The 19,126-nt window shown below is 39.1% G+C and carries 15 protein-coding genes and 3 tRNA genes; 9 read left to right on the top strand and 9 right to left on the bottom strand.

The genetic code is table 11. The annotated features are described in order from the left end of the window. Positions 1 to 198 precede the first annotated feature (198 nt). From AAV97_RS15515 to AAV97_RS15495, 5 genes are all read left to right on the top strand, one after another. A tRNA-Glu gene (locus tag AAV97_RS15515) sits at positions 199 to 274 on the top strand. A 334-nt stretch (positions 275 to 608) separates the two neighbouring features. Continuing rightward, positions 609 to 2,039, top strand: a complete 1,431-nt coding sequence (locus AAV97_RS15510; protein ID WP_004828467.1) for an amino acid permease — start codon at positions 609 to 611, stop codon at positions 2,037 to 2,039. A gap of 130 nt (positions 2,040 to 2,169) precedes the next feature. After that, on the top strand, positions 2,170 to 3,054 hold the full coding sequence (locus AAV97_RS15505) for a hypothetical protein (RefSeq protein WP_046761007.1): 885 nt from the start codon (positions 2,170 to 2,172) through the stop codon (positions 3,052 to 3,054). Positions 3,055 to 3,202: 148 nt separating this feature from the next. Next, a tRNA-Glu gene (locus tag AAV97_RS15500) sits at positions 3,203 to 3,278 on the top strand. A 41-nt stretch (positions 3,279 to 3,319) separates the two neighbouring features. After that, a tRNA-Glu gene (locus AAV97_RS15495) sits at positions 3,320 to 3,395 on the top strand. Between the two features lie 275 nt (positions 3,396 to 3,670). Here the strand turns inward: AAV97_RS15495 and AAV97_RS15485 are convergent. The 4 genes from AAV97_RS15485 to AAV97_RS15470 form a co-directional block, all read right to left on the bottom strand. Then, a complete protein-coding gene (locus AAV97_RS15485; protein WP_046761070.1) occupies positions 3,671 to 4,966 on the bottom strand; it encodes a type VI immunity family protein in 1,296 nt (431 codons plus the stop codon). Positions 4,967 to 4,986: 20 nt separating this feature from the next. Further along, complete coding sequence (locus AAV97_RS15480) at positions 4,987 to 6,006, bottom strand: nuclease (protein WP_046761005.1); 1,020 nt, start codon at positions 6,004 to 6,006, stop codon at positions 4,987 to 4,989. A gap of 11 nt (positions 6,007 to 6,017) precedes the next feature. Beyond that, on the bottom strand, positions 6,018 to 6,551 hold the full coding sequence (locus tag AAV97_RS15475) for a PAAR domain-containing protein (RefSeq protein ID WP_046761004.1): 534 nt from the start codon (positions 6,549 to 6,551) through the stop codon (positions 6,018 to 6,020). Between the two features lie 509 nt (positions 6,552 to 7,060). Next, the gene (locus AAV97_RS15470) at positions 7,061 to 8,314 is read right to left on the bottom strand and encodes a putative solute-binding protein (RefSeq protein WP_046761003.1); all 1,254 of its coding nucleotides are present in this window, start codon (positions 8,312 to 8,314) and stop codon (positions 7,061 to 7,063) included. Positions 8,315 to 8,715: 401 nt separating this feature from the next. Here AAV97_RS15470 and AAV97_RS15465 point away from each other — a divergent pair, with 401 nt between their 5' ends. The 3 genes from AAV97_RS15465 (at position 8,716) to AAV97_RS15455 (ending at position 12,492) form a co-directional block, all read left to right on the top strand. Continuing rightward, positions 8,716 to 9,312, top strand: coding sequence for a 5-formyltetrahydrofolate cyclo-ligase (locus AAV97_RS15465; protein WP_005030657.1), 597 nt, complete (start codon positions 8,716 to 8,718; stop codon positions 9,310 to 9,312). Positions 9,313 to 9,447: 135 nt separating this feature from the next. Continuing rightward, positions 9,448 to 11,877, top strand: a complete 2,430-nt coding sequence (gene lon, locus AAV97_RS15460) for an endopeptidase La (protein WP_009586016.1) — start codon at positions 9,448 to 9,450, stop codon at positions 11,875 to 11,877. A gap of 237 nt (positions 11,878 to 12,114) precedes the next feature. Then, a complete protein-coding gene (locus tag AAV97_RS15455; RefSeq protein WP_009586014.1) occupies positions 12,115 to 12,492 on the top strand; it encodes a VOC family protein in 378 nt (125 codons plus the stop codon). A gap of 205 nt (positions 12,493 to 12,697) precedes the next feature. Here AAV97_RS15455 and AAV97_RS15450 read toward each other — a convergent pair whose 3' ends face one another. The 5 genes from AAV97_RS15450 to AAV97_RS15430 form a co-directional block, all read right to left on the bottom strand. Then, the gene (locus AAV97_RS15450) at positions 12,698 to 13,126 is read right to left on the bottom strand and encodes a hypothetical protein (RefSeq protein WP_042086717.1); all 429 of its coding nucleotides are present in this window, start codon (positions 13,124 to 13,126) and stop codon (positions 12,698 to 12,700) included. A gap of 131 nt (positions 13,127 to 13,257) precedes the next feature. Beyond that, complete coding sequence (dapF, locus tag AAV97_RS15445; RefSeq protein ID WP_004828445.1) at positions 13,258 to 14,103, bottom strand: diaminopimelate epimerase; 846 nt, start codon at positions 14,101 to 14,103, stop codon at positions 13,258 to 13,260. 13 nt (positions 14,104 to 14,116) lie between these two features. Beyond that, positions 14,117 to 15,361 carry a diaminopimelate decarboxylase gene (lysA, locus tag AAV97_RS15440; RefSeq protein WP_046761002.1) on the bottom strand — a complete coding sequence of 415 codons (1,245 nt, stop codon included), beginning with the start codon at positions 15,359 to 15,361 and terminating at the stop codon, positions 14,117 to 14,119. A gap of 33 nt (positions 15,362 to 15,394) precedes the next feature. Next, entirely contained in the window at positions 15,395 to 15,625 is a 231-nt protein-coding gene (locus tag AAV97_RS15435; RefSeq protein WP_004828442.1) for a hypothetical protein, read from the bottom strand. A gap of 146 nt (positions 15,626 to 15,771) precedes the next feature. Then, a complete protein-coding gene (locus AAV97_RS15430) occupies positions 15,772 to 17,175 on the bottom strand; it encodes an amino acid permease (RefSeq protein WP_005030677.1) in 1,404 nt (467 codons plus the stop codon). A 279-nt stretch (positions 17,176 to 17,454) separates the two neighbouring features. Between AAV97_RS15430 and radA the strand changes: the two genes are divergently transcribed. Then, entirely contained in the window at positions 17,455 to 18,843 is a 1,389-nt protein-coding gene (gene radA / locus AAV97_RS15425; protein ID WP_010591196.1) for a DNA repair protein RadA, read from the top strand. Positions 18,844 to 19,126 lie beyond the last annotated feature (283 nt).

Genomic DNA, 19,126 nt, shown 5'->3' with positions numbered 1-19,126 from the left:
CATAGATCGTGAATTTTGATTTTTTTAATTTTAACGTCATCACAATTTTAATCGTCAAAACCAATCCAATACGTTATTGATTAAATTACATGCTGAAAGAATAATAATTGCTGAAGGATTCACCAGTTAGAAGATAATTCAAGAAATCTGTTTTGACAAAAGTGCTGTTTGTTATTAATATACGCATCACCTCATCACGACCCTATCGTCTAGAGGCCTAGGACATCGCCCTTTCACGGCGGTAACCGGGGTTCGAATCCCCGTAGGGTCGCCATATTCGAGTAAGTTTTTTTACATGAAACTTCTCATAAAAGAACCTGAGCAATATGACTCAGGTTTTTTTATATCTATTGATTTTCAAATGCTTAAAAACACAACAGTAAGACCATTAGAATAATGCGTTTTATTGAACAATTGAACTTTCATTTATTAAAATAACGCGAGCAATATTAAATATAAGTTTTTGATTTAAATAATTAATTAATAGAAATAAAAAATAGTGAAAATTTATATTCTGGATTATTGCCGATTAAAACCACTCAGTCATTGCACTATTTCGCAATTGGACTAAAATAGCGCGCTTCTTGTTTTATTTCCATTAGAAGCTTATGCCGTCATCACCAATTCAAAATGATGCTCAAGTATCATCTAATTCCTCACCACTCAAACGAGCAATGAGTACTCGTCACTTGGTGATGATTTCGCTTGGTGGTGCAATTGGTACAGGGCTTTTTTTGGGATCTGGTGAAGTCATTTCACAAACAGGTCCGATTGGTGCCATCCTCTCTTATATTTTGGGCGGTGTGATTGCATATATGGTGATGCTTTGCTTAGGTGAACTCGCTGTACATATGCCTGAGTCTGGCTCTTTTGGTACTTATGCCCAACGCTATATTGGTCCGGGGACTGGTTATACCGTTACATGGCTGTATTGGCTGACATGGTCAGCAACTCTAGGTACAGAGTTCACCGCAGCCGCTTTATTGATGCAAGAATGGTTTCCACATATTTCGATGTGGTTATGGACACTGATTTTTGCAGCAATTGTGTTTGGCTTAAATATGAGCTCAACCAAATGGTTTGCCGAATCTGAGTTTTGGCTATCACTGGTAAAAGTGATTACCGTTATTGCATTCATTCTTTTTGGTTTGCTGGCGATTTTTGGTCTACTCAATTATCAAGGGCACCATGAAGCCCCCTTATTTAGCAATTTAACCGCTGAGGGTTGGTTTCCACAAGGCTTATTCCCGATCTTTACCACGATGTTGATTGTTAACTTTGCCTTTTCTGGGACAGAGTTAATTGGTGTTGCCGCAGGTGAAACTGAAGATCCTGCCAAGAATGTACCTAAAGCCATCAATACGGCAATTTGGCGCTTGTTGATTTTCTTTGTCGGTACCATCATTGTGATCAGTGCATTATTGCCACATCAAATGGCAGGACTACACGCTGAGGGCGTAAGTAGTAGTCCTTTCGTTACCGTATTTGATCATATCGGTATTCCTTATGCAGAAGATATCATTCGCTTTGTAATCATCACTGCATTGTTGTCTGCGGCGAATTCAGGACTATTTGCTGCCTCACGTATGATGTGGTCACTGTCAGCAAAAAAACAACTTCCAGCAATATTCTCAAGAGTTAATGCACGTGGTATCCCTTATATCGCAGTGATTGTGACGATGTTTGGCGCACTGCCGGGCTTACTTTCAGAACAATTTGCACCTGAAACCATTTTTAAAAATCTATTGGGTGTTGCTGCTTTCACAATGGTTGTGGTGTGGATGAGTATTTGTCTAAGCCAATTTAATTTTAGACGCCAATGGTATAAACAGGGTCATAGTAAAGCGGAGTTAGGTTTTGCCGCGCCGTTGTTTCCGATCGTACCCATTTTAGGTTTTGTATTCTGCTTAATTACCTGTATTAGTATGGTGTTTGATCCTGAAATGGTGGTCGGTTTTATCTGTTGCTTAATCTTTATTGCTATCTGTTATATCAGTTATGCATTCTTATACAAATCTCAGCATGATTCGCAGTCTTAAATAAAAACAGTTTCTGTTTTTCAAATCAAAAGTGTGGCAATGGCTACACTTTTTGTACATTTGGTCATAGTCAAAAAAGGTTTAAGCTCGTAAATTAAATTTATAAATCTTATGTTTGATCACAACCGCAATGAAAATTATTTTTATTCATGGCATGAATCAACAAAATTATAATGCTGATAATTTGAAACAACATTGGCTTGATATTTTTCAACAGGGTATCAATGAACTTAAACTTGCTATTTCAGCCAAAGAGCTTGATATCAGCCTGCCCTTTTATGGTGATTTGATCACTAAGCATCAACTCAGCAATCGCTTTGATCTAGATGCTTTCTTACCTAAGTCATGGGTTAATTTCCATTTGCACAAACATAGCGCAACTGCGCCATCGACAGTTTTAAATACAGCGCCAACCATTCCAATCTTACCTTACTTTATGCCTGAGCATGAGCTAAAACTGTCAAAACGGCTGTATTTAGCTTCTCAGTTATTCAAAGACAAAGCACTTAAAGAATTTTCTGTCATTTTAAATAACTTTCCTAAACTACATGAAAGTCTGATCCATAAGTTTTTGATCGAAACTTATTTATACTTAGCCAATCCTCAATTCATGGATGAAGTTCACCAAAGGATTTTAGCAAGTTTAGAAGCAGATCAAAGCCATGTTATCGTTGCGCACTCCTTAGGCACCGTGATTGCATATAACCTTTTGCAACAACTATCACCTCAGTATAAAATCCAACGCTTCATTACTTTAGGCTCTCCCCTGGCATTTAAAGTTATTCAGTCCAAACTTACACAGCCAATCCAAAGTCCTACTTGCTTAAATGGAGATTGGCATAATTTTTACTCTCCTGATGATTTCCTCACGGCTTTTCCTCTGGTCAATACGCCTTTTGACTTTCAACCCGCCATTTTAAATACATCTATTTCAACATTTATCCATTCCCCGCACCAGATTGCAGGCTATTTACAGCATCCTGCTGTGATTAAAAATATTGTAGAAGCCCTTTAAAGCCATTTGGCTCGATTTCATTGATACTTTGCATGATTTTTGTGTTATTGCTTTGTTTTTATACATATAAATCAAGTTTTCACTTTTATTGTAGAAAAAGGTTTGACACATCTCTGTATTCGCCCTAATATACGCCCACCTCTGAAACGACCCTATCGTCTAGAGGCCTAGGACATCGCCCTTTCACGGCGGTAACCGGGGTTCGAATCCCCGTAGGGTCGCCATTAATTTGATGGTTTCGTTTCAAGTTTTGCCTCAATTTATTGACCCTATCGTCTAGAGGCCTAGGACATCGCCCTTTCACGGCGGTAACCGGGGTTCGAATCCCCGTAGGGTCGCCATATTCGAGATTGTTTTTGCAATAAAACATCTCATAAAAAGCCTGAGCATCATGAATCAGGTTTTTTATTGTCTGACTTTTTATATCTCTTTATTTTTGCCAGCATTCCAATGTTATCGAACATCAATCAATTGCTTTGAATTAAAAAGTGTACTGGGTGCAATTACCATTTCATTCAATGGAATATGTTGATCATATCTTTGTTTCATCAAGGCTTTAACACGTGGATGACTAAGATCAAAGCTGGTTAGACCTTTAATATCTAACTTTATATAATCATTCTTTGACTCGTACAATTTCACTCACCAAACGCCATTTGATTTTCTTGGCTTCTTTTAAAACCATATGTTCATAGCATTCTAAAAAACGTGGTGCAATATCACCTTTAAGCAATACAACTTGTTGCCTCAGATCATAAACATAGTTCTCCTGATAATCATCGCGATCATCATAGCCTGCATGTCTTGGTTCACCTTTAAAATTTAACTGGTCCTCATAACGGTAAACACCATCAATTTTACAGGGTCGTCCAGATGCTAAATAAATATTATTTTTAAGGGGTTTTCGTTCTTGATAATGTCCACGATCAGGAAAAATATCAGGTGCATCTAAACGGCGAATCCATTTACGACTGGCTTCAACATCCAATACCTGATAATTATAGCCTACATCGTAGCTAATCGATCCATAAGCCCCATTTCTTAACGGACGTAAAGCCTTATTCAGGTTATAGTAACTGTCTAAAACAGAAAGTTGACTTGGTAATAATTGTGGAAAATCTTCCAGTTGAAATAAAAAACCCTCTTGTTGTTGCTTTGGCTTGAGATTAAAGTGTTCACAATATTTTGGAAAAGTCTTGACCTCGCAAATCCGTTGCACCAATGTATTGCTTAAATAAGTCAACCAATCGATACTTTTAATACCATCTGCAATACGGTTTCTTTCTCTAATATTAGCTCCTTGATAAATCCCCCAAAAGCGTTCACCCTGCGCTAGCGAGTAGTCTCCCACTCCCATCGGCTTATAAGGCAAAGCACTCTGAAAACCTGCAACCACATGATATACACCCAATTTATCGATACACATCTGAATCAAAGACATTAAAATCTTTTTTTGTTCAATATCAAAAATGAGTTGATTTGGAACACGAAAAGTCAATGTCGAGCATTCTTGTTTACGACCTTCCCAACCCCGATTAGTAAAGGCATAAATCATATATTCAGGTGCTTCATCACGTTCTCCTGATGCACAACGCCATTCGATTTGGTCATCTGGGTGAGGATGTTTAACAACCGCTTCTTGGATACTAGGCAGCACAGTAATATCATAGTAACGCATTACACCTTTTTCATTAACATAAGAGCCCCAAGTAAAATGTTTTGCATAATGCTGATTGTATGCTTCGATACATTCGATGAGGGCTTGACGCTTTTCAGGACTATGCCCTGCAAAATATAAAAAATGTGCTTGAAACTCAGCACCGACTATAAATAAAGATGGCTGACCTTTTTTATGTTCAGACCATTGAAAATCTTTTAAATAAGGTGCTAAATCTTGTTCCGATTGAATAATCATTGAGTTATTTTCCAATATTATGAATGCGCCAAAGTTGCAAAACCTGTAATCAACACTCCACCACCTACAGCTTCAGTTGCACCGATTGCGCCTGCTGTGGCAATCGCACCGCCTGTTGCACCGACCAAGACTACAGTCCCACAAATAAATGCACCTCCAATCCCTACGCTGGCGGTAATGGGTATCATCAGGCTTTTATATTCTTGTAAAGGGACTAATTTTCGATAAAACTGTACCTCTGGTGAAGGTGGCGAAATCAGCTTACCTAAAGCACCCAACATACTGGGGATGCCTTTTTTAGCAGTTAGCCCTGTATTGGCAGGACGAAAAGTAGCATTTTTATAAGGTGTTGGATTTTTAATCGGCGGATAAACTTTTACAGGCATCTTCTTTCCACCATTTGGCGGTTTTCGAGTCTCACAGCGACAGTCTTTATCTGATAAATCTCTAACTTTTCCTTCAGCAATTCTCTCGTATGCTTCTAATTGCCCATCCCCCCAATCATCTTTCCCAAACTTAATTTCAACCAAGCGTTCTATATTTTTTTGCTTAGGCTTAAACCTTTTCCAATCAATTGTTCCAGACATCCGCATTTCTATGATTTCAGCCGCCTTAATGGCTAAAACCGTAACATCAGGGATACGAAAATCACCTTTGCTTAAGTTTTCAATTTGTTTTTTTGCCGCGCCCAATGGAAATGTTGAAGGACGATGCATCCGTGCAGGATCTTCACTCATTAACGGTTCTGGAAATTCACCCGTCATATCATAGCCCACTTCGGCTAAGTACGCCCAAACACCAAAATTTAAATCTGCTTCTGCCTTGATGGCTTTGGTGACTGTCTGTTGATAAAGCTTTTGACCAATTGCCCCAATTTTAGGGGCTTTGCTTGCTGCACAAATATGAGCGCATAAATAGGTCTTGTTTGTACCTGTTTCTAACTTGATCTCTGTACCTTTGGTACTGGGTTTAGTGACTGATGGTTTGGTTTTATTGGGACTGGTAGAGCCTGAACCAGTTGTATGACGTCCTGACATTTTTATTTTCCTTATTCTTGGTCAGTTATATGATAATGATCAAATTGTGCTTCATCTTCATCATCAACGATTTCTAAATTTACAGGAAGCTTTTCATGTGTCCAAAGGTACTCCGTTTGTCCTTTCGCGTTGGTATATCCCTCAAGCACTGAACCATCTTCGGCACTTAGGCGATATTTCTGTCCTTCAACTGGCTGACCATCATCATCTTTAAGTGTAAAAAACTCGTGATACCGCTGTGGTTTAGAGATGATTTGTTCTGGTAATGCTGAATCATCCTGATCATCTGACCAACCACTTAAGTTTTGACTGGCAATAAGTCGATGACCACAGCTTAATAGGCAACCGTGGTACGCAATTAATTTCCCATGATCGTTAAAGCATGACCAACCATTCATAATTTTTTGTGGTCGATTACAACATAGTACTTTCATACCGACCGAAGCAGCGGGGCGTCCTAAAATAATATGCCTGACATTGCCCTCAACCACTACACCACCACCAGAAGTACGGTCTCCAAGACAAATAAAATAATGTGTTGTCAAAATTATAACCTTTTCTTATTTTTAATCGATAATGATAATTGTTTAACATAAAAACACCGTATATCAAATTACAAAGCTGTAATCTAAAAAATTTTCATAGATAAAAATTCTATAATTTTTCAGTAAGATGACAGAATCAATTTTTTACTTATAATTGTTTTCATTCATCTTTGATTTTTGGAAGTTTTTAACTTTCTATAAAATTTAATTTGTAAGATAAAAATTACACAGCACCATCTGAGATTGAGAACTTAAATAAATTACTTAAACACTACCCTCCTTTATGTTGAAAAAATCAGAAATTAATTTAGCTCAGAATAAAAACTCGCAAAAATCCTTAGATGAGCAGATGATACATACTCCTCCCACTCAATGGTAAAGTCCATATCACTGCAACATCGTTCACCCCTCTTTGATTAAGTATTAAAAAAGGCAAAATAAATACTTATTTTGCCTTTGTTAATCTATAACACTGGTTTTATCTCTATGTATAGATGAAGCTCACTGCTCTATTCATCATTCAATGCGCATTCAAAACTACTTGGTATTTGTCCACAACGGACTTTTTTCAAAATCTTCATCATTGCAGGATCATAGTAACCTTCTTTGGTCATCTGAATACGTGCTTCACGCATAATCTTGATATAGCCAGGCTTGTCAGCTTCACGGATATCAAACCAATATTTGTCAGGTACTTCTCTTTCGATTTTATCAACAAACTCAAACGCTGGGCTGAGTTGCTTGGAAATCATTTCTCGTGCAATTGGTCCCATTCCAGCAGGGAATTTATTACGATGCATGATCAATGTTCCTGTCACTTGAATGAGCGGAAACTTGATAATACCGCCGACCACATTCCCATTTTTATCAGTCATGCCCTTTTTTAACTCTAAAGGCTTAAACAACAATGCAGGACCAGCCATAATATCAACTTCTTTATTATTAAACTTGCCCCCCACTGTTAATAAATCCACTGAAACAGGTTGCGCACCCACATTTTGTACCAGTTTTTTCTGCGTTCCATCAAAATTCATGACTGCAACTTTTTTACCTGCCGCCTTAGATAAAGTATCAATACGGCGGTCATTGACCATGATGTACGCAGCACCCAAAGGCACGATTCCGACGACCTCATAATCACGATTGACCATTTTTGCATCATACTCAGGTCGTGCAAGTAACTGAATCACAGTGGTCAATTGCTTGTAATTTTGCACAGCACCAATTGCATCAATACTGCCGACGAAAGGATTAAATTGTCTCGCTCGAATATTACTGATGCCTGCACCATCACAGCGTTTACTTCTAAAATCTTCAGTTAATACACGTTCATCGGTATAGACACGTAAATTAATATCTGTGGATGCTGTTTTCTTGAGTTTTGGATAATTTAAGTCAATATGCATCGACAATTTGGTTGGGCGTGTGATCTTCATATCCACACCAAATTCTTTGGCGATTTGGGTGATTCGTGGCAGTTCACTGATATAACTGGTGGCTTGTTCAAAAGCCTCACTATTCGCCCCATCTGGTGAAAATACACAGAGCGTGACAGTTTTAGGGATTTGTTGCCAAACTTTAGGATCATTCATCAAGGTTTTAATTTTATTTTTTGAATGTGCTGAAAGTTCCAGATTTAATTTAGGTGCTACAGGTGGCGCAGCATAAGACAGCACAGACAAACTACTGGTCAATGCAAATATAGTTGCCTTAACCCATGGTCGTGACGGCATTCTTCGATGTGTATTCAGGTTATCTTGCATCACTTTGTCCTATTTATATTCTTGTTGATCCATCATCACTCACGTGAATTCTTATTCAGCCTAATAGAAGTCTGAAACTTTTCAATTGACTGTGCAAAATCCAACATTTGTCAAAAAAGATAGTTTATTGATTCCGATTTAAATGACTATTTTAAGTTGATGTTTATCAGATAATTAACAGGATTAGAAAGATTTGTCCATTTATCGAAAAACTTGATAGGAGTTAAAATATCTACTCATCTAGCGTTTGTCATAGCGTTTGTCATAATCAGCTACATCGATTTTAAACAAAAAATGCGACAATCTTTTAATCTCAGATCAATCAAAACTGTAATTTTCTCAATCCTGTTGTGATTCAATTCGTTGTATACTGTTTACAGTTTGGAGTTAAACTTGACGGCATGAATCAAAATTCACAACTGCGCAAAATCATCAGTCAACAACGACGCAAGTTGAATTCACAGCAACAAAAAATGATCGAGTTGCGTTGCTTAAAGCAATGTTTAAAGCATCCGAAATTTTTAAACGCGCAGAAAATTGGACTGTATTTAGATGCTTTTGGAGAAGTAAAAACCAAACGTCTGATTGAATATTGCTTTACTCAGGGTAAAAAAGTTTATTTACCCATGATCTGTAATATGAATAATCACTTGGTTTGGGTCAAAATTTCCTACCAGCAATATCAAAATAAACGCTTTTCATTACATCGTTTAGGTATGTTAGAGCCCATGGCAAGCCGTGGAAAGCATGTTTCGACACTAGATGTTGTGATCATGCCATTATTGGCTTGTGATATAAAAGGAACACGAATGGGCATGGGAGGTGGTTTTTATGATCGAACGCTTGCTTCCGCTTTTCAACAGCCCCATCGACTAGGTTTAGCACATGATTTTCAGTTTCTACATACTGAATTAGCAAGAAATTCGTGGGATCAATCCCTTGATAGCCTGATTACACCAATAAAAACTTACTATTTCAAACGCCAGATAGGTCAATAAATTCCTTTAGGCTTGTTTGTAAATCAAATACTTGCGTTTTTTTAACTTTTTTATTAAGTAAAGCCCTTGTAATTTTTGAAATACACATCACTATAAAAAACATGGCAACACCGTTGTCACTCATTAGGAGTGCCCATGTCTGAAATTATTATGAATCAAGAAAACTTAGAGCCACAGGTTCCAAGTGTATTACCGCTGTTAGCGTTGCGTGACGTGGTGGTTTATCCACACATGCAAATTGCGCTATTTGTGGGTCGTGAAAAATCGATCAATGCAGTTGATGTGGCTCGTAACAGTGACAATTTAGTATTTGTAGTTGCGCAAAAAGATTCGCTTACAGAAGAAATTGATCACGACAACCTATATCAATATGGTACTGTCGCTAAGATTGTACAAGTTGTAAACCATGAAAATGATGAAAACTGCATCAAAGTGCTCATTGAAGGTTTACACCGTTCTAAGCTGGTTGAGATCATCGACAATGATGAATATTTATCGGCAGAACATGCGTTAAGTCCAATGACTGTATCGATAGACAACGCTACCCAAACAACACGTGTGGATGAATTACGTGCACTGTTTTCACAGTATGCAGAAGCAAAATTACGTAATGCACGTGAGTTGATTGCAGCAGCCAACAAAATTGACGATTTACTGCAACTATTATTCTTTGTTGCAACACGTGTACCTTTGAATATTGATGTCAAACAAAAATTCTTAGAACACGATGAGTTTGAGGCACATTTACAAGAACTCATGACTTATTTGTTACAACAGTCTGAAGAACAACAGATTGAACAAACTTTGCATGACTCTGTAAAACGTCAAATGGAAAAAAACCAACGTGAATACTTCCTCAATGAAAAGATGAAGGTCATTCAACGTGAACTTTCCGACATGAATGGCGGTGCGGAAGATGATGTTGCTGAAATTGAAAAACGTTTAGCAGAAGCTGATTTACCTGAACATGTACGTAAAAAAGCTGAAAATGAGTTCCGTAAACTCAAAGCGATGCAACCTGCGTCAAGCGAAGCTGCTGTGGTACGTAATTATATCGAGGCAATTTTAGATACGCCTTGGAATAAAGCCAGCAAAGTTAGCATTAACTTGGCAAAAGCTCAGGAAATCTTGGACACAGACCACTACGGTTTAGATGAAGTCAAAGAACGTATTGTTGAATACCTTGCTGTTCAGTCACGCGTGAAAAAACTTCGTGGTCCAATCCTATGCTTAGTCGGACCTCCAGGTGTGGGTAAAACCTCTCTTGGTGAATCCATTGCTAAAGCAACCGGACGTGAATTCGTTCGTATGGCACTTGGTGGCGTCCGTGATGAAGCAGAAATTCGTGGTCATCGTCGTACTTATATCGGTGCGATGCCAGGTAAAATTGTGCAGTCTTTAACCAAAGTCGGTGTTAAGAACCCATTGTTCTTACTCGATGAGATTGACAAAATGGCACAGGATTATCGTGGTGATCCAGCATCTGCATTACTTGAAGTACTTGATCCATCACAGAACAGCAAGTTTAATGATCACTATCTAGATCTTGACTTAGATTTGTCAGAAGTGATGTTCATCTGTACTGCCAACAGTATGAATATTCCTGAGGCGTTATTAGACCGTATGGAAGTGATTCGTTTACCGGGCTATACCGAAGACGAAAAAGTCAATATTGCGGATCGTTATCTTGTTCCTAAAGCGATTAAGAACAATGGATTACGTACTAAAGAATTGACTGTTCATGAAGAAGCTATTCGAGACATCGTGCGTCGTTATACACGTGAAGCTGGGGTGCGTAGCCTAGAGCGTGAAGTTTCAAAAATTGCGCGTAAAGTGGTGAAAGAGTCTGTAAGCAAGAAAGCCAAGAACTTGCATATCGATGTCACTGCTGAAAACTTACCTGAATATTTAGGTGTGCATAAGTTTGATTACGGCATGGCTGAAGAAGAAGCTCAAGTTGGTCGTGTAAATGGCTTGGCTTGGACTTCTGTCGGCGGTGAGTTGTTAACCATTGAGGTTGCGGCCGTCAAAGGTAAAGGTAAATTCATTACGACGGGTTCACTCGGTGATGTGATGAAAGAGTCGATTACAGCTGCAATGACTGTGGTTCGTACACGTGCAGATGAATTAGGTATTGAAGCTTCTCGTTTTGAAGAAACCGATGTACACGTTCACTTGCCTGAAGGTGCAACACCGAAAGATGGTCCTTCTGCAGGTTTAGCTTTAACAACTGCGTTGGTTTCAGCATTTACAGGTATTGCAATTCGTCCTGATATTGCCATGACGGGTGAAACCAGTTTAGGCGGCCGTGCAATGCGTATTGGTGGCTTAAAAGAGAAACTTTTAGCGGCACATCGTGGTGGTGTTAAACTGGTGTTTATCCCACAAGAAAACGTACGTGACTTGGCTGAAATCCCTCAAAATGTGAAAGATGGTTTAGAGATTAAAGCAGTGAAAAGTATCGATGAGATCCTTCCACTTGCTTTGGTTGAACAACCAACACCATTGGTCAAAGCACCAATCGTGAAAGCGGTAGATGAAGGCAAAAAAGCTGCGCGTCATTAATATAATGATATTCAACAATTCAGAAAAGAGAATGCTTCGGCATTCTCTTTTTTTATGGCTGTGAATAAAAAACAAACCTGCTTACAAAATACAGCTGTACAACATTCAAGTTTGTCATAAGCTAATCACAATAAAGTCTAAAAATAATATTTGCTGGCTGAGCTAAAGTTTATCTACTCAAGCAAACTGCCAACGAATGGTCTAATACATATAACAGTAAAACAAAAGGACACCATCATGCCAAATCCAGTCTGTTGGTTTGAAATCTATGTTGATGATATGGAACGAGCCAAATTATTTTATCAAACTGTATTGGGAACAGAACTCAGTTTATTGAGCGACCCGACTGATGCAAATACCCAAATGTGGGCTTTTCCATCCGACATGAACCAGTATGGCTCCACTGGAACCTTGGTAAAAATGCAAGGTGTGAGTGCAGGTGGAAACAGTACGATTATCTATTTCAGTAGTGAAGACTGTGCGATCGAAGAAGCTCGTGTTGAAGCTGCGGGAGGACAAATTCATCAAGCAAAAATGTCAATCGGCCCCCATGGACATATCGTTTTAGCTGTAGATACCGAAGGTAATATATTTGGAATTCATTCAATGAATTAACTGAACAGTTTCAGAACATTGAAACTTTTAGAATTTACATTTATATTGGTTGAAAAATAACCAATCATCCTCATATATACATTAAGCAAATATGCGTGCTGTAGTGTGGTTGCTTAATGTTGATTTGATCTCCAGACGAATCAACATTAAAACACAGTCCTACCCATTTCGGACTGTGTTTTTTTATGGATCACTTTTAGCAAACTTATGGGCGGTTTTGCTTCCATTGCTGATATTTCTGACTGATTACTGCAGCAATTAAATCATAGTTTTCCCAAGTGTCTTCTACTGCATAAGTTTCAGTTAAGCCTTTTGAATAAACCAAGGTTTCATCATAATCTTTAAAATATTGATGACTTTCATAATAAACTTGCGTAAATTCAAAGCCTTCTTCATTTAAGTCTTCTTCCCAGAATTTTTCATCACACATATCTGTCAAAAACCGTAATCCAGTCATTTGACGAGTACGCACTTGTTCTAATTCAGTTTCACTTTCTTCTTGATGAAACTCACCTTCTAAATGATGATTGATCATCCATGCCAAATACATGCCGATATGCGTTCCACCATTTTTGTAGGGAAATCCAGCTTGTTCAGCGGATTCAGCATGCCAATCTATCCGGTCTATTGCCATGGTTTATTTTCCTATTTGATTGTGATTATTTGCTTTGAATTTTAATAAATATCAGCGCTGTAGTTATTGACGAAAAACTGCTGACCAAATTTAAAAAGCCCTGACATCAATTCAGGGCTCAAGGTATATGCTTAACTTTGAAAATAGCGTAAATCCAAACGACCTTCGTAAACAGTAGCCGTTGGTCCGGTCATCCACACCACATCACCTTCTTTCCATTCAATTTGTAATTTACCGCCTGCCAATTCAATTTCCACATTGTTGGCAAGCAAACCACGACGCATACCTGACACAGCTGCTGCACATGCACCTGTCCCACATGCCATGGTTTCACCTACACCACGTTCAAAGACACGTAAGCGAGCGTGCTTTTCATCTACAATTTGCATAAAACCTGCATTGACCCGTTGTGGAAAACGTTCATGAGACTCTACTTGTGGACCGATATGCGCAACATCTGCAGTTAAAACATCAGTAACGATGGTCACTGCATGCGGATTACCCATATTGACCACATCAATGGTCAGTGACTGATTATCTGCCAAAGCGATGTCATACAAAGCATCTGGCTCTTCAGCAATAAATGGAATCTCTTGCGGTAAAAATTTCGGATAGCCCATATTGACACGAACCCAACCATTTTCACCCAACTCTGGTTCGACAATGCCTGCACTGGTCTGCACTTTAAAGCGCTTCTTATTGGTCAATTGACGCTCGTAAACAAAACGAGCAAAGCAACGCACCCCATTACCGCACTGCTCTACTTCAGAACCATCTGCATTAAAAATACGATATTTAAAGTCAACATTAGGAAAATCTGGTGGTTCAACAATGAGAAGTTGATCAAAACCAATGCCAAAATGACGATCAGCCAAACGACGGATCGTCATTGCATCAAAAAAGGCACGTTGGCTAATCAAATCAACCACCATGAAGTCATTGCCCAGACCATGCATTTTGGTAAATTCTAATAACATCTAAAATTACTCCTTAAGGCAACAAACGTTCATTTTCCCAAAGTGATTCAATACTTTCTCGTTTACGAATCACATGAGATTGCTCACCATCCACCATCACTTCTGCAGCACGACCACGACTGTTATAGTTTGAACTCATAACAAAACCGTATGCACCAGCACCCAAAACAGCAAGATGGTCATTTTCTTTAAGCGCAAGTTCACGCGCTTTACCTAAGAAATCACCTGTTTCACAAATAGCGCCGACAATATCCCAAGTTTTGTTTTCAACATCAGTGCGTGACTTAACTGGCTGAATATCCATCCAAGCCTCATACAGGGATGGGCGAATTAAATCATTCATGGCTGCATCGATAATTGCAAAGTTACGGTGCTGAGTTGGTTTAAGCAAATCAACTTTAGTCAGTAAAACGCCAGCATTTGCTGAAATACTCCGCCCTGGTTCCATATATACTTTTAAACCCAGTTTTTCTAAAGCTGGACGCATAGACTCAGCATATTCAACAACACTTGGTGGCGTTTCATCTTTATAAGTCACGCCCAAACCGCCACCGATATCGATATGCTGTAAATGAATGCCGAGCGTTTTAAGCTGTTCGATCATCATCATAATACGATCAAGCGCATCCACAAAAGGCTGAGTTTCAGTCAATTGTGAACCAATGTGACAATCAATTCCAACCACATCTAAATTTTGCAAAGACGCTGCATATTGATAGGTTTCAAAAACCACATCAGAAGGAATACCAAATTTATTTTCTTTCAACCCTGTTGAAATATAAGGATGGGTTTTGGCATCAACATCTGGATTGACTCGTAGAGAAATAGGTGCTTTTTGACCTAAACGTGCCGCAACATTTTGAATACGATCAAGTTCAGCATGTGATTCCACGTTGAAACATGCAATACCCACTTCCAACGCTTTTTGTATATCTTCTTCTTGTTTGCCTAGACCAGAAAACACGATTTTTGATGGATCACCACCTGCCGCAAGTACCCGTGCAAGTTCACCACCTGTGACAATATCAAAACCACAACCCAGTTTTGCCAATACATTCAATACTGCAAGATTAGAGTTAGACTTCACCGCAAAACAAATTTGATGATCGATAAAGCTAAAGGCTTTATCCATATCTAAATAATGCTTTTCAAATGTCGCTTTTGAATAGACATAAAGTGGTGTGCCATATTGCATAGCAAGCTGATCTAAAGAACATTGCTCTGCATGCAATACCCCATCAATGCGGGAAAAACTCATGAATGTATCCTTTCAATGAAAGTTTAAATAGGTTTAATTTGAAGTCACTTGTGATGCTGGGACAGACTGATCTGCGGGAACAGCCTGATCCACTGCTTTTTTCTCAGTCTGAACAGATTTACTGTCATTCTTTGAATACAACAAGTATTTGGCACGCTTGTCATAATCAGGGCTATTGGCTAACTGTAAATTACCAGATTGACCACAGCCTACTAAAACGGCACCACTTAAAACTAAACCGATGCTACAAATTGCTAAACGCATCTGCTCACCTATTTCCAAAATTTTTGTCAGTATACCTTGATTCTAAAATATAGACCAAAATAACAGGCGCTCAAGCTTAAAATGAGAATAAAAAAAACGCCAGTACATTACTGGCGTTTTCTTATGAGTATCTTTGAAATAGCTAATTACTGTTTTTTCTTATAAAAACAGAAATAGCCAATCGCAAGGATAATTAACCAAATTGGGCTGACCATCAATGATTTCAAAGTATCTGGCTCTAAAGCGAGGATACCAATTGTTCCAATGAAGAAAATAATCACCACATAGCAAGTCAGAGGTCCACCCGGCAATTTAAATACGGATTTTGCATGAAGTTCTGGACGTGTTTTGTAATATACCAAGTAACTCCACAGGATAATAATCCATACGAGAATGAATAAAATCGTTGAAAGTGTCGTTGCTAAAGTGAACGCTTCAACTGTATTTGGTACGAAATACTGTAATGCAGCCCCCCCCAGCAAACACACGCCAGAGAAATATAAAGCGTTGGCTGGAACAGCACGGCGATTGAGCAAACCAAATGCTTTTGGACCTTGATCTTCACGAGAAAGTCCAAACAACATACGACTGGTTGAAAACACACCACTATTCATTGAAGACATAACTGATGACAGTACCACCAAGTTCATGATGATCGCTGCTGCAGCAATACCCGCTTGACTAAATAAGTTTACAAATGGGCTGACTTTAGGGTCAATTTGATCCCAAGGTGTCACGGACATGACGATAACCAAAGCCAAGACGTAGAAGAAAATAATACGAATTGGAATCGAGTTGACTGCTTTAGGTAAATTCTTTTCAGGATCTTTAGTTTCAGCAGCTGTCGTTCCTACAAGCTCTACCCCAACAAAGGCAAAAATTGCAATCTGGAAACCCGCTAAAAAGCCTTCAAACCCTTTAGGGAACATGCCTCCGTGATCCCATAAATGAGTAAAGGATGCGACTTGACCTGTAGCAGCTGAAGTAAAGCCCGTAAAAATCATCCAGAGTCCAACTAAAATCAGTACCACGATGGCAATAATCTTAATCAACGCAAACCAGAATTCGAGTTCACCAAACAGTTTTACAGTAACGAGGTTCAATCCCATAATAAAGAAAATGGCAGCAACACTGATCATCGCGCCTTCGGTTGGTGTAAATGCCACGCCGTTATTAAAGAACTGTAAATAGTAGATAATGGCAGATAAATCTGCGATACCGATGGTGATCCAACACAACCAATACGTCCATCCTACAAAATAACCTGCCCAAGGACCGATTAAATCTGTTGAAAAGTCGATAAATGACTTGTATTGCAAGTTTGATAGTAGCAATTCCCCCAGCGCACGCATGACGAAAAACACCATCAAACCAATGATCATGTAGATAAATAATATTGAAGGTCCTGCAAGACTAATTGTCTTCCCTGACCCCATGAATAATCCTGTCCCAATCGCACCACCAATTGCAATTAATTGAAGATGGCGATTTGATAAACTTCTAGATAGTTCACCTGTTTCCGCAGAAGAACTGAGGTTTTCATTTGACATTGTTATATTCTTCTCTCAGATTTGTTTTACAAAAGTAGCTTAAAACAAAAAAAATAAAAAAGCCTTTTTCAATAGATACGCCTAATTATCTAGGATTTTCCATCTTTTAGCTTATTAAATAGTCAATAGACTATTCCTTACCTTTCTTATTTTTACCGTTCCTTCATTTTGCAGTTTACGTGCCAAAATTGTTTTTGGCGAGATGTTGTGCAAAAAATTGTATTTCAATGTCGCTATTGGTACATTCAGCACATCATTGAAAAGGTATATGCACTCAAAATGGGCAAAGTCAAAACTGTTTATCGTTGTGAACAATGTGGTACAGACCATCCAAAATGGGCAGGTCAATGTTCAGACTGTGGTGAATGGAATTCTCTGACTGAAGTCCGTATTGAACCTGTGGTATCACATCGAGCAAAACCGATGGGAGGGGGATATGCTGGACAAGCAGCCAATGTAACACTGTTAAATCAAATCACTGTTTCCAATGAAACGCGTTTAGGAACAGGAATTGGAGAATTTGATCGAGTACTCGGTGGCGGGTTGGTTACGGGTTCTGTGGTATTGATCGGTGGTGATCCAGGTATTGGTAAATCAACGATTCTTTTGCAAACAGCAACCCACATGGCTGCAGCGAACAGCTCCGCACTTTATGTCACAGGTGAAGAATCACTTTCTCAAGTCGCCTTACGTGCAAACCGTCTGGACTTAGCCACAGATAAATTACAGGTCATGGCTGAAACCTGTGTTGAAAGAATCTGTGACACCTTGGCACAATTGCGTCCGGCTGTTGCCATACTAGATTCTATCCAAACCTTATATACCGAAACCTTACAGTCTGCACCCGGTGGCGTATCACAAATTCGTGAATCAGCTGCACTTTTAACTCGTTTTGCAAAAAATAGTGGTACCGCCCTATTCATTGTTGGTCATGTCACCAAAGAAGGTTCACTCGCCGGACCGCGAGTTCTCGAACATATGGTCGACTGCGTATTGTACTTTGAAGGGCAGTCAGATTCTCGCTACCGTATGATTCGCGCAGTGAAAAACCGTTTTGGTGCGGTTAACGAATTGGGCGTATTTGGTATGACAGATAAAGGCTTAAAAGAAGTTGCAAACCCATCTGCTATTTTTCTAAGCCGTTATGATGAAGCCATCCCAGGTTCTGTGGTCATGATCAGTCGTGAAGGTACACGACCCTTGTTGGTCGAAGTTCAAGCGTTGGTTGATGATGCACATGGACAACCGCGTCGAGTCGCACTCGGTCTAGAACAAAACCGTTTAAACATGCTACTTGCCGTTATGCATCGTCATGGTGGTGTACAAACTTCAGGGCAAGATGTCTACGTCAATGTGGTGGGTGGATTAAAGATTACTGAAACAGGTTCAGATTTGGCGGTCCTGTTGGCTTGCGCGTCCAGTCTACGTTCTAAAGCATTGCCTCAACAATTGGCTGTTTTTGGCGAGGTGGGGCTATCTGGAGAAATACGCCCTGTTCCCAATGGACAAGAACGTCTTAAAGAAGCCATTAAACACGGTTTCAAGTACATCATTGTACCAAGAGGCAATGCTCCACAAAAACCAATTGCAGGTGTACAGGTGATTGCTGTTGCTCGTTTACATGAGGCACTTACTGAGGCGATGCAATTGAGTGACGAAGTCGCTTGAGATCGGCAAGTACGCTGTGTTGCTAAGTCAGTTAATATTGTTGAATATCAAATGCACTGACTGTTAACTCTAAAAATACTTGGATTGAGAAAAAACGTGCAGCTGTTTGTTTTAACGATCAGTTGCACGGTTAAACTCATGGCACGATGAGAATCAAGATACAGAATTGATCAGGCTGAATGCTTTTGAATTGAACAATTCCACCAATATGATAAAACATCTTTAAATCAAGACTTTTCAATTATTTCAATGCATTAGAAAAAACAAGTTCCAATCCATCAAG

This window comes from Acinetobacter sp. Ag2, from assembly GCF_001005515.1.
GTDB lineage: Bacteria > Pseudomonadota > Gammaproteobacteria > Pseudomonadales > Moraxellaceae > Acinetobacter > Acinetobacter bereziniae.
Note: the sequence above shows the minus strand (reverse complement) of the source record. Positions and strands in the feature narration are given on the sequence as shown.

Coding starts and splice junctions, on each gene's coding strand:
- AAV97_RS15510 (WP_004828467.1), top strand. CDS start 609: ATGCCGTCATCACCAATTCAAAATGATGCTCAAGTATCATCTAATTCC.
- AAV97_RS15505 (WP_046761007.1), top strand. CDS start 2,170: ATGAAAATTATTTTTATTCATGGCATGAATCAACAAAATTATAATGCT.
- AAV97_RS15480 (WP_046761005.1), bottom strand. CDS start 6,006: ATGTCAGGACGTCATACAACTGGTTCAGGCTCTACCAGTCCCAATAAA.
- AAV97_RS15470 (WP_046761003.1), bottom strand. CDS start 8,314: ATGCAAGATAACCTGAATACACATCGAAGAATGCCGTCACGACCATGG.
- AAV97_RS15465 (WP_005030657.1), top strand. CDS start 8,716: ATGAATCAAAATTCACAACTGCGCAAAATCATCAGTCAACAACGACGC.
- lon (WP_009586016.1), top strand. CDS start 9,448: ATGTCTGAAATTATTATGAATCAAGAAAACTTAGAGCCACAGGTTCCA.
- AAV97_RS15455 (WP_009586014.1), top strand. CDS start 12,115: ATGCCAAATCCAGTCTGTTGGTTTGAAATCTATGTTGATGATATGGAA.
- AAV97_RS15450 (WP_042086717.1), bottom strand. CDS start 13,126: ATGGCAATAGACCGGATAGATTGGCATGCTGAATCCGCTGAACAAGCT.
- dapF (WP_004828445.1), bottom strand. CDS start 14,103: ATGTTATTAGAATTTACCAAAATGCATGGTCTGGGCAATGACTTCATG.
- lysA (WP_046761002.1), bottom strand. CDS start 15,361: ATGAGTTTTTCCCGCATTGATGGGGTATTGCATGCAGAGCAATGTTCT.
- AAV97_RS15435 (WP_004828442.1), bottom strand. CDS start 15,625: ATGCGTTTAGCAATTTGTAGCATCGGTTTAGTTTTAAGTGGTGCCGTT.
- AAV97_RS15430 (WP_005030677.1), bottom strand. CDS start 17,175: ATGTCAAATGAAAACCTCAGTTCTTCTGCGGAAACAGGTGAACTATCT.
- radA (WP_010591196.1), top strand. CDS start 17,455: ATGGGCAAAGTCAAAACTGTTTATCGTTGTGAACAATGTGGTACAGAC.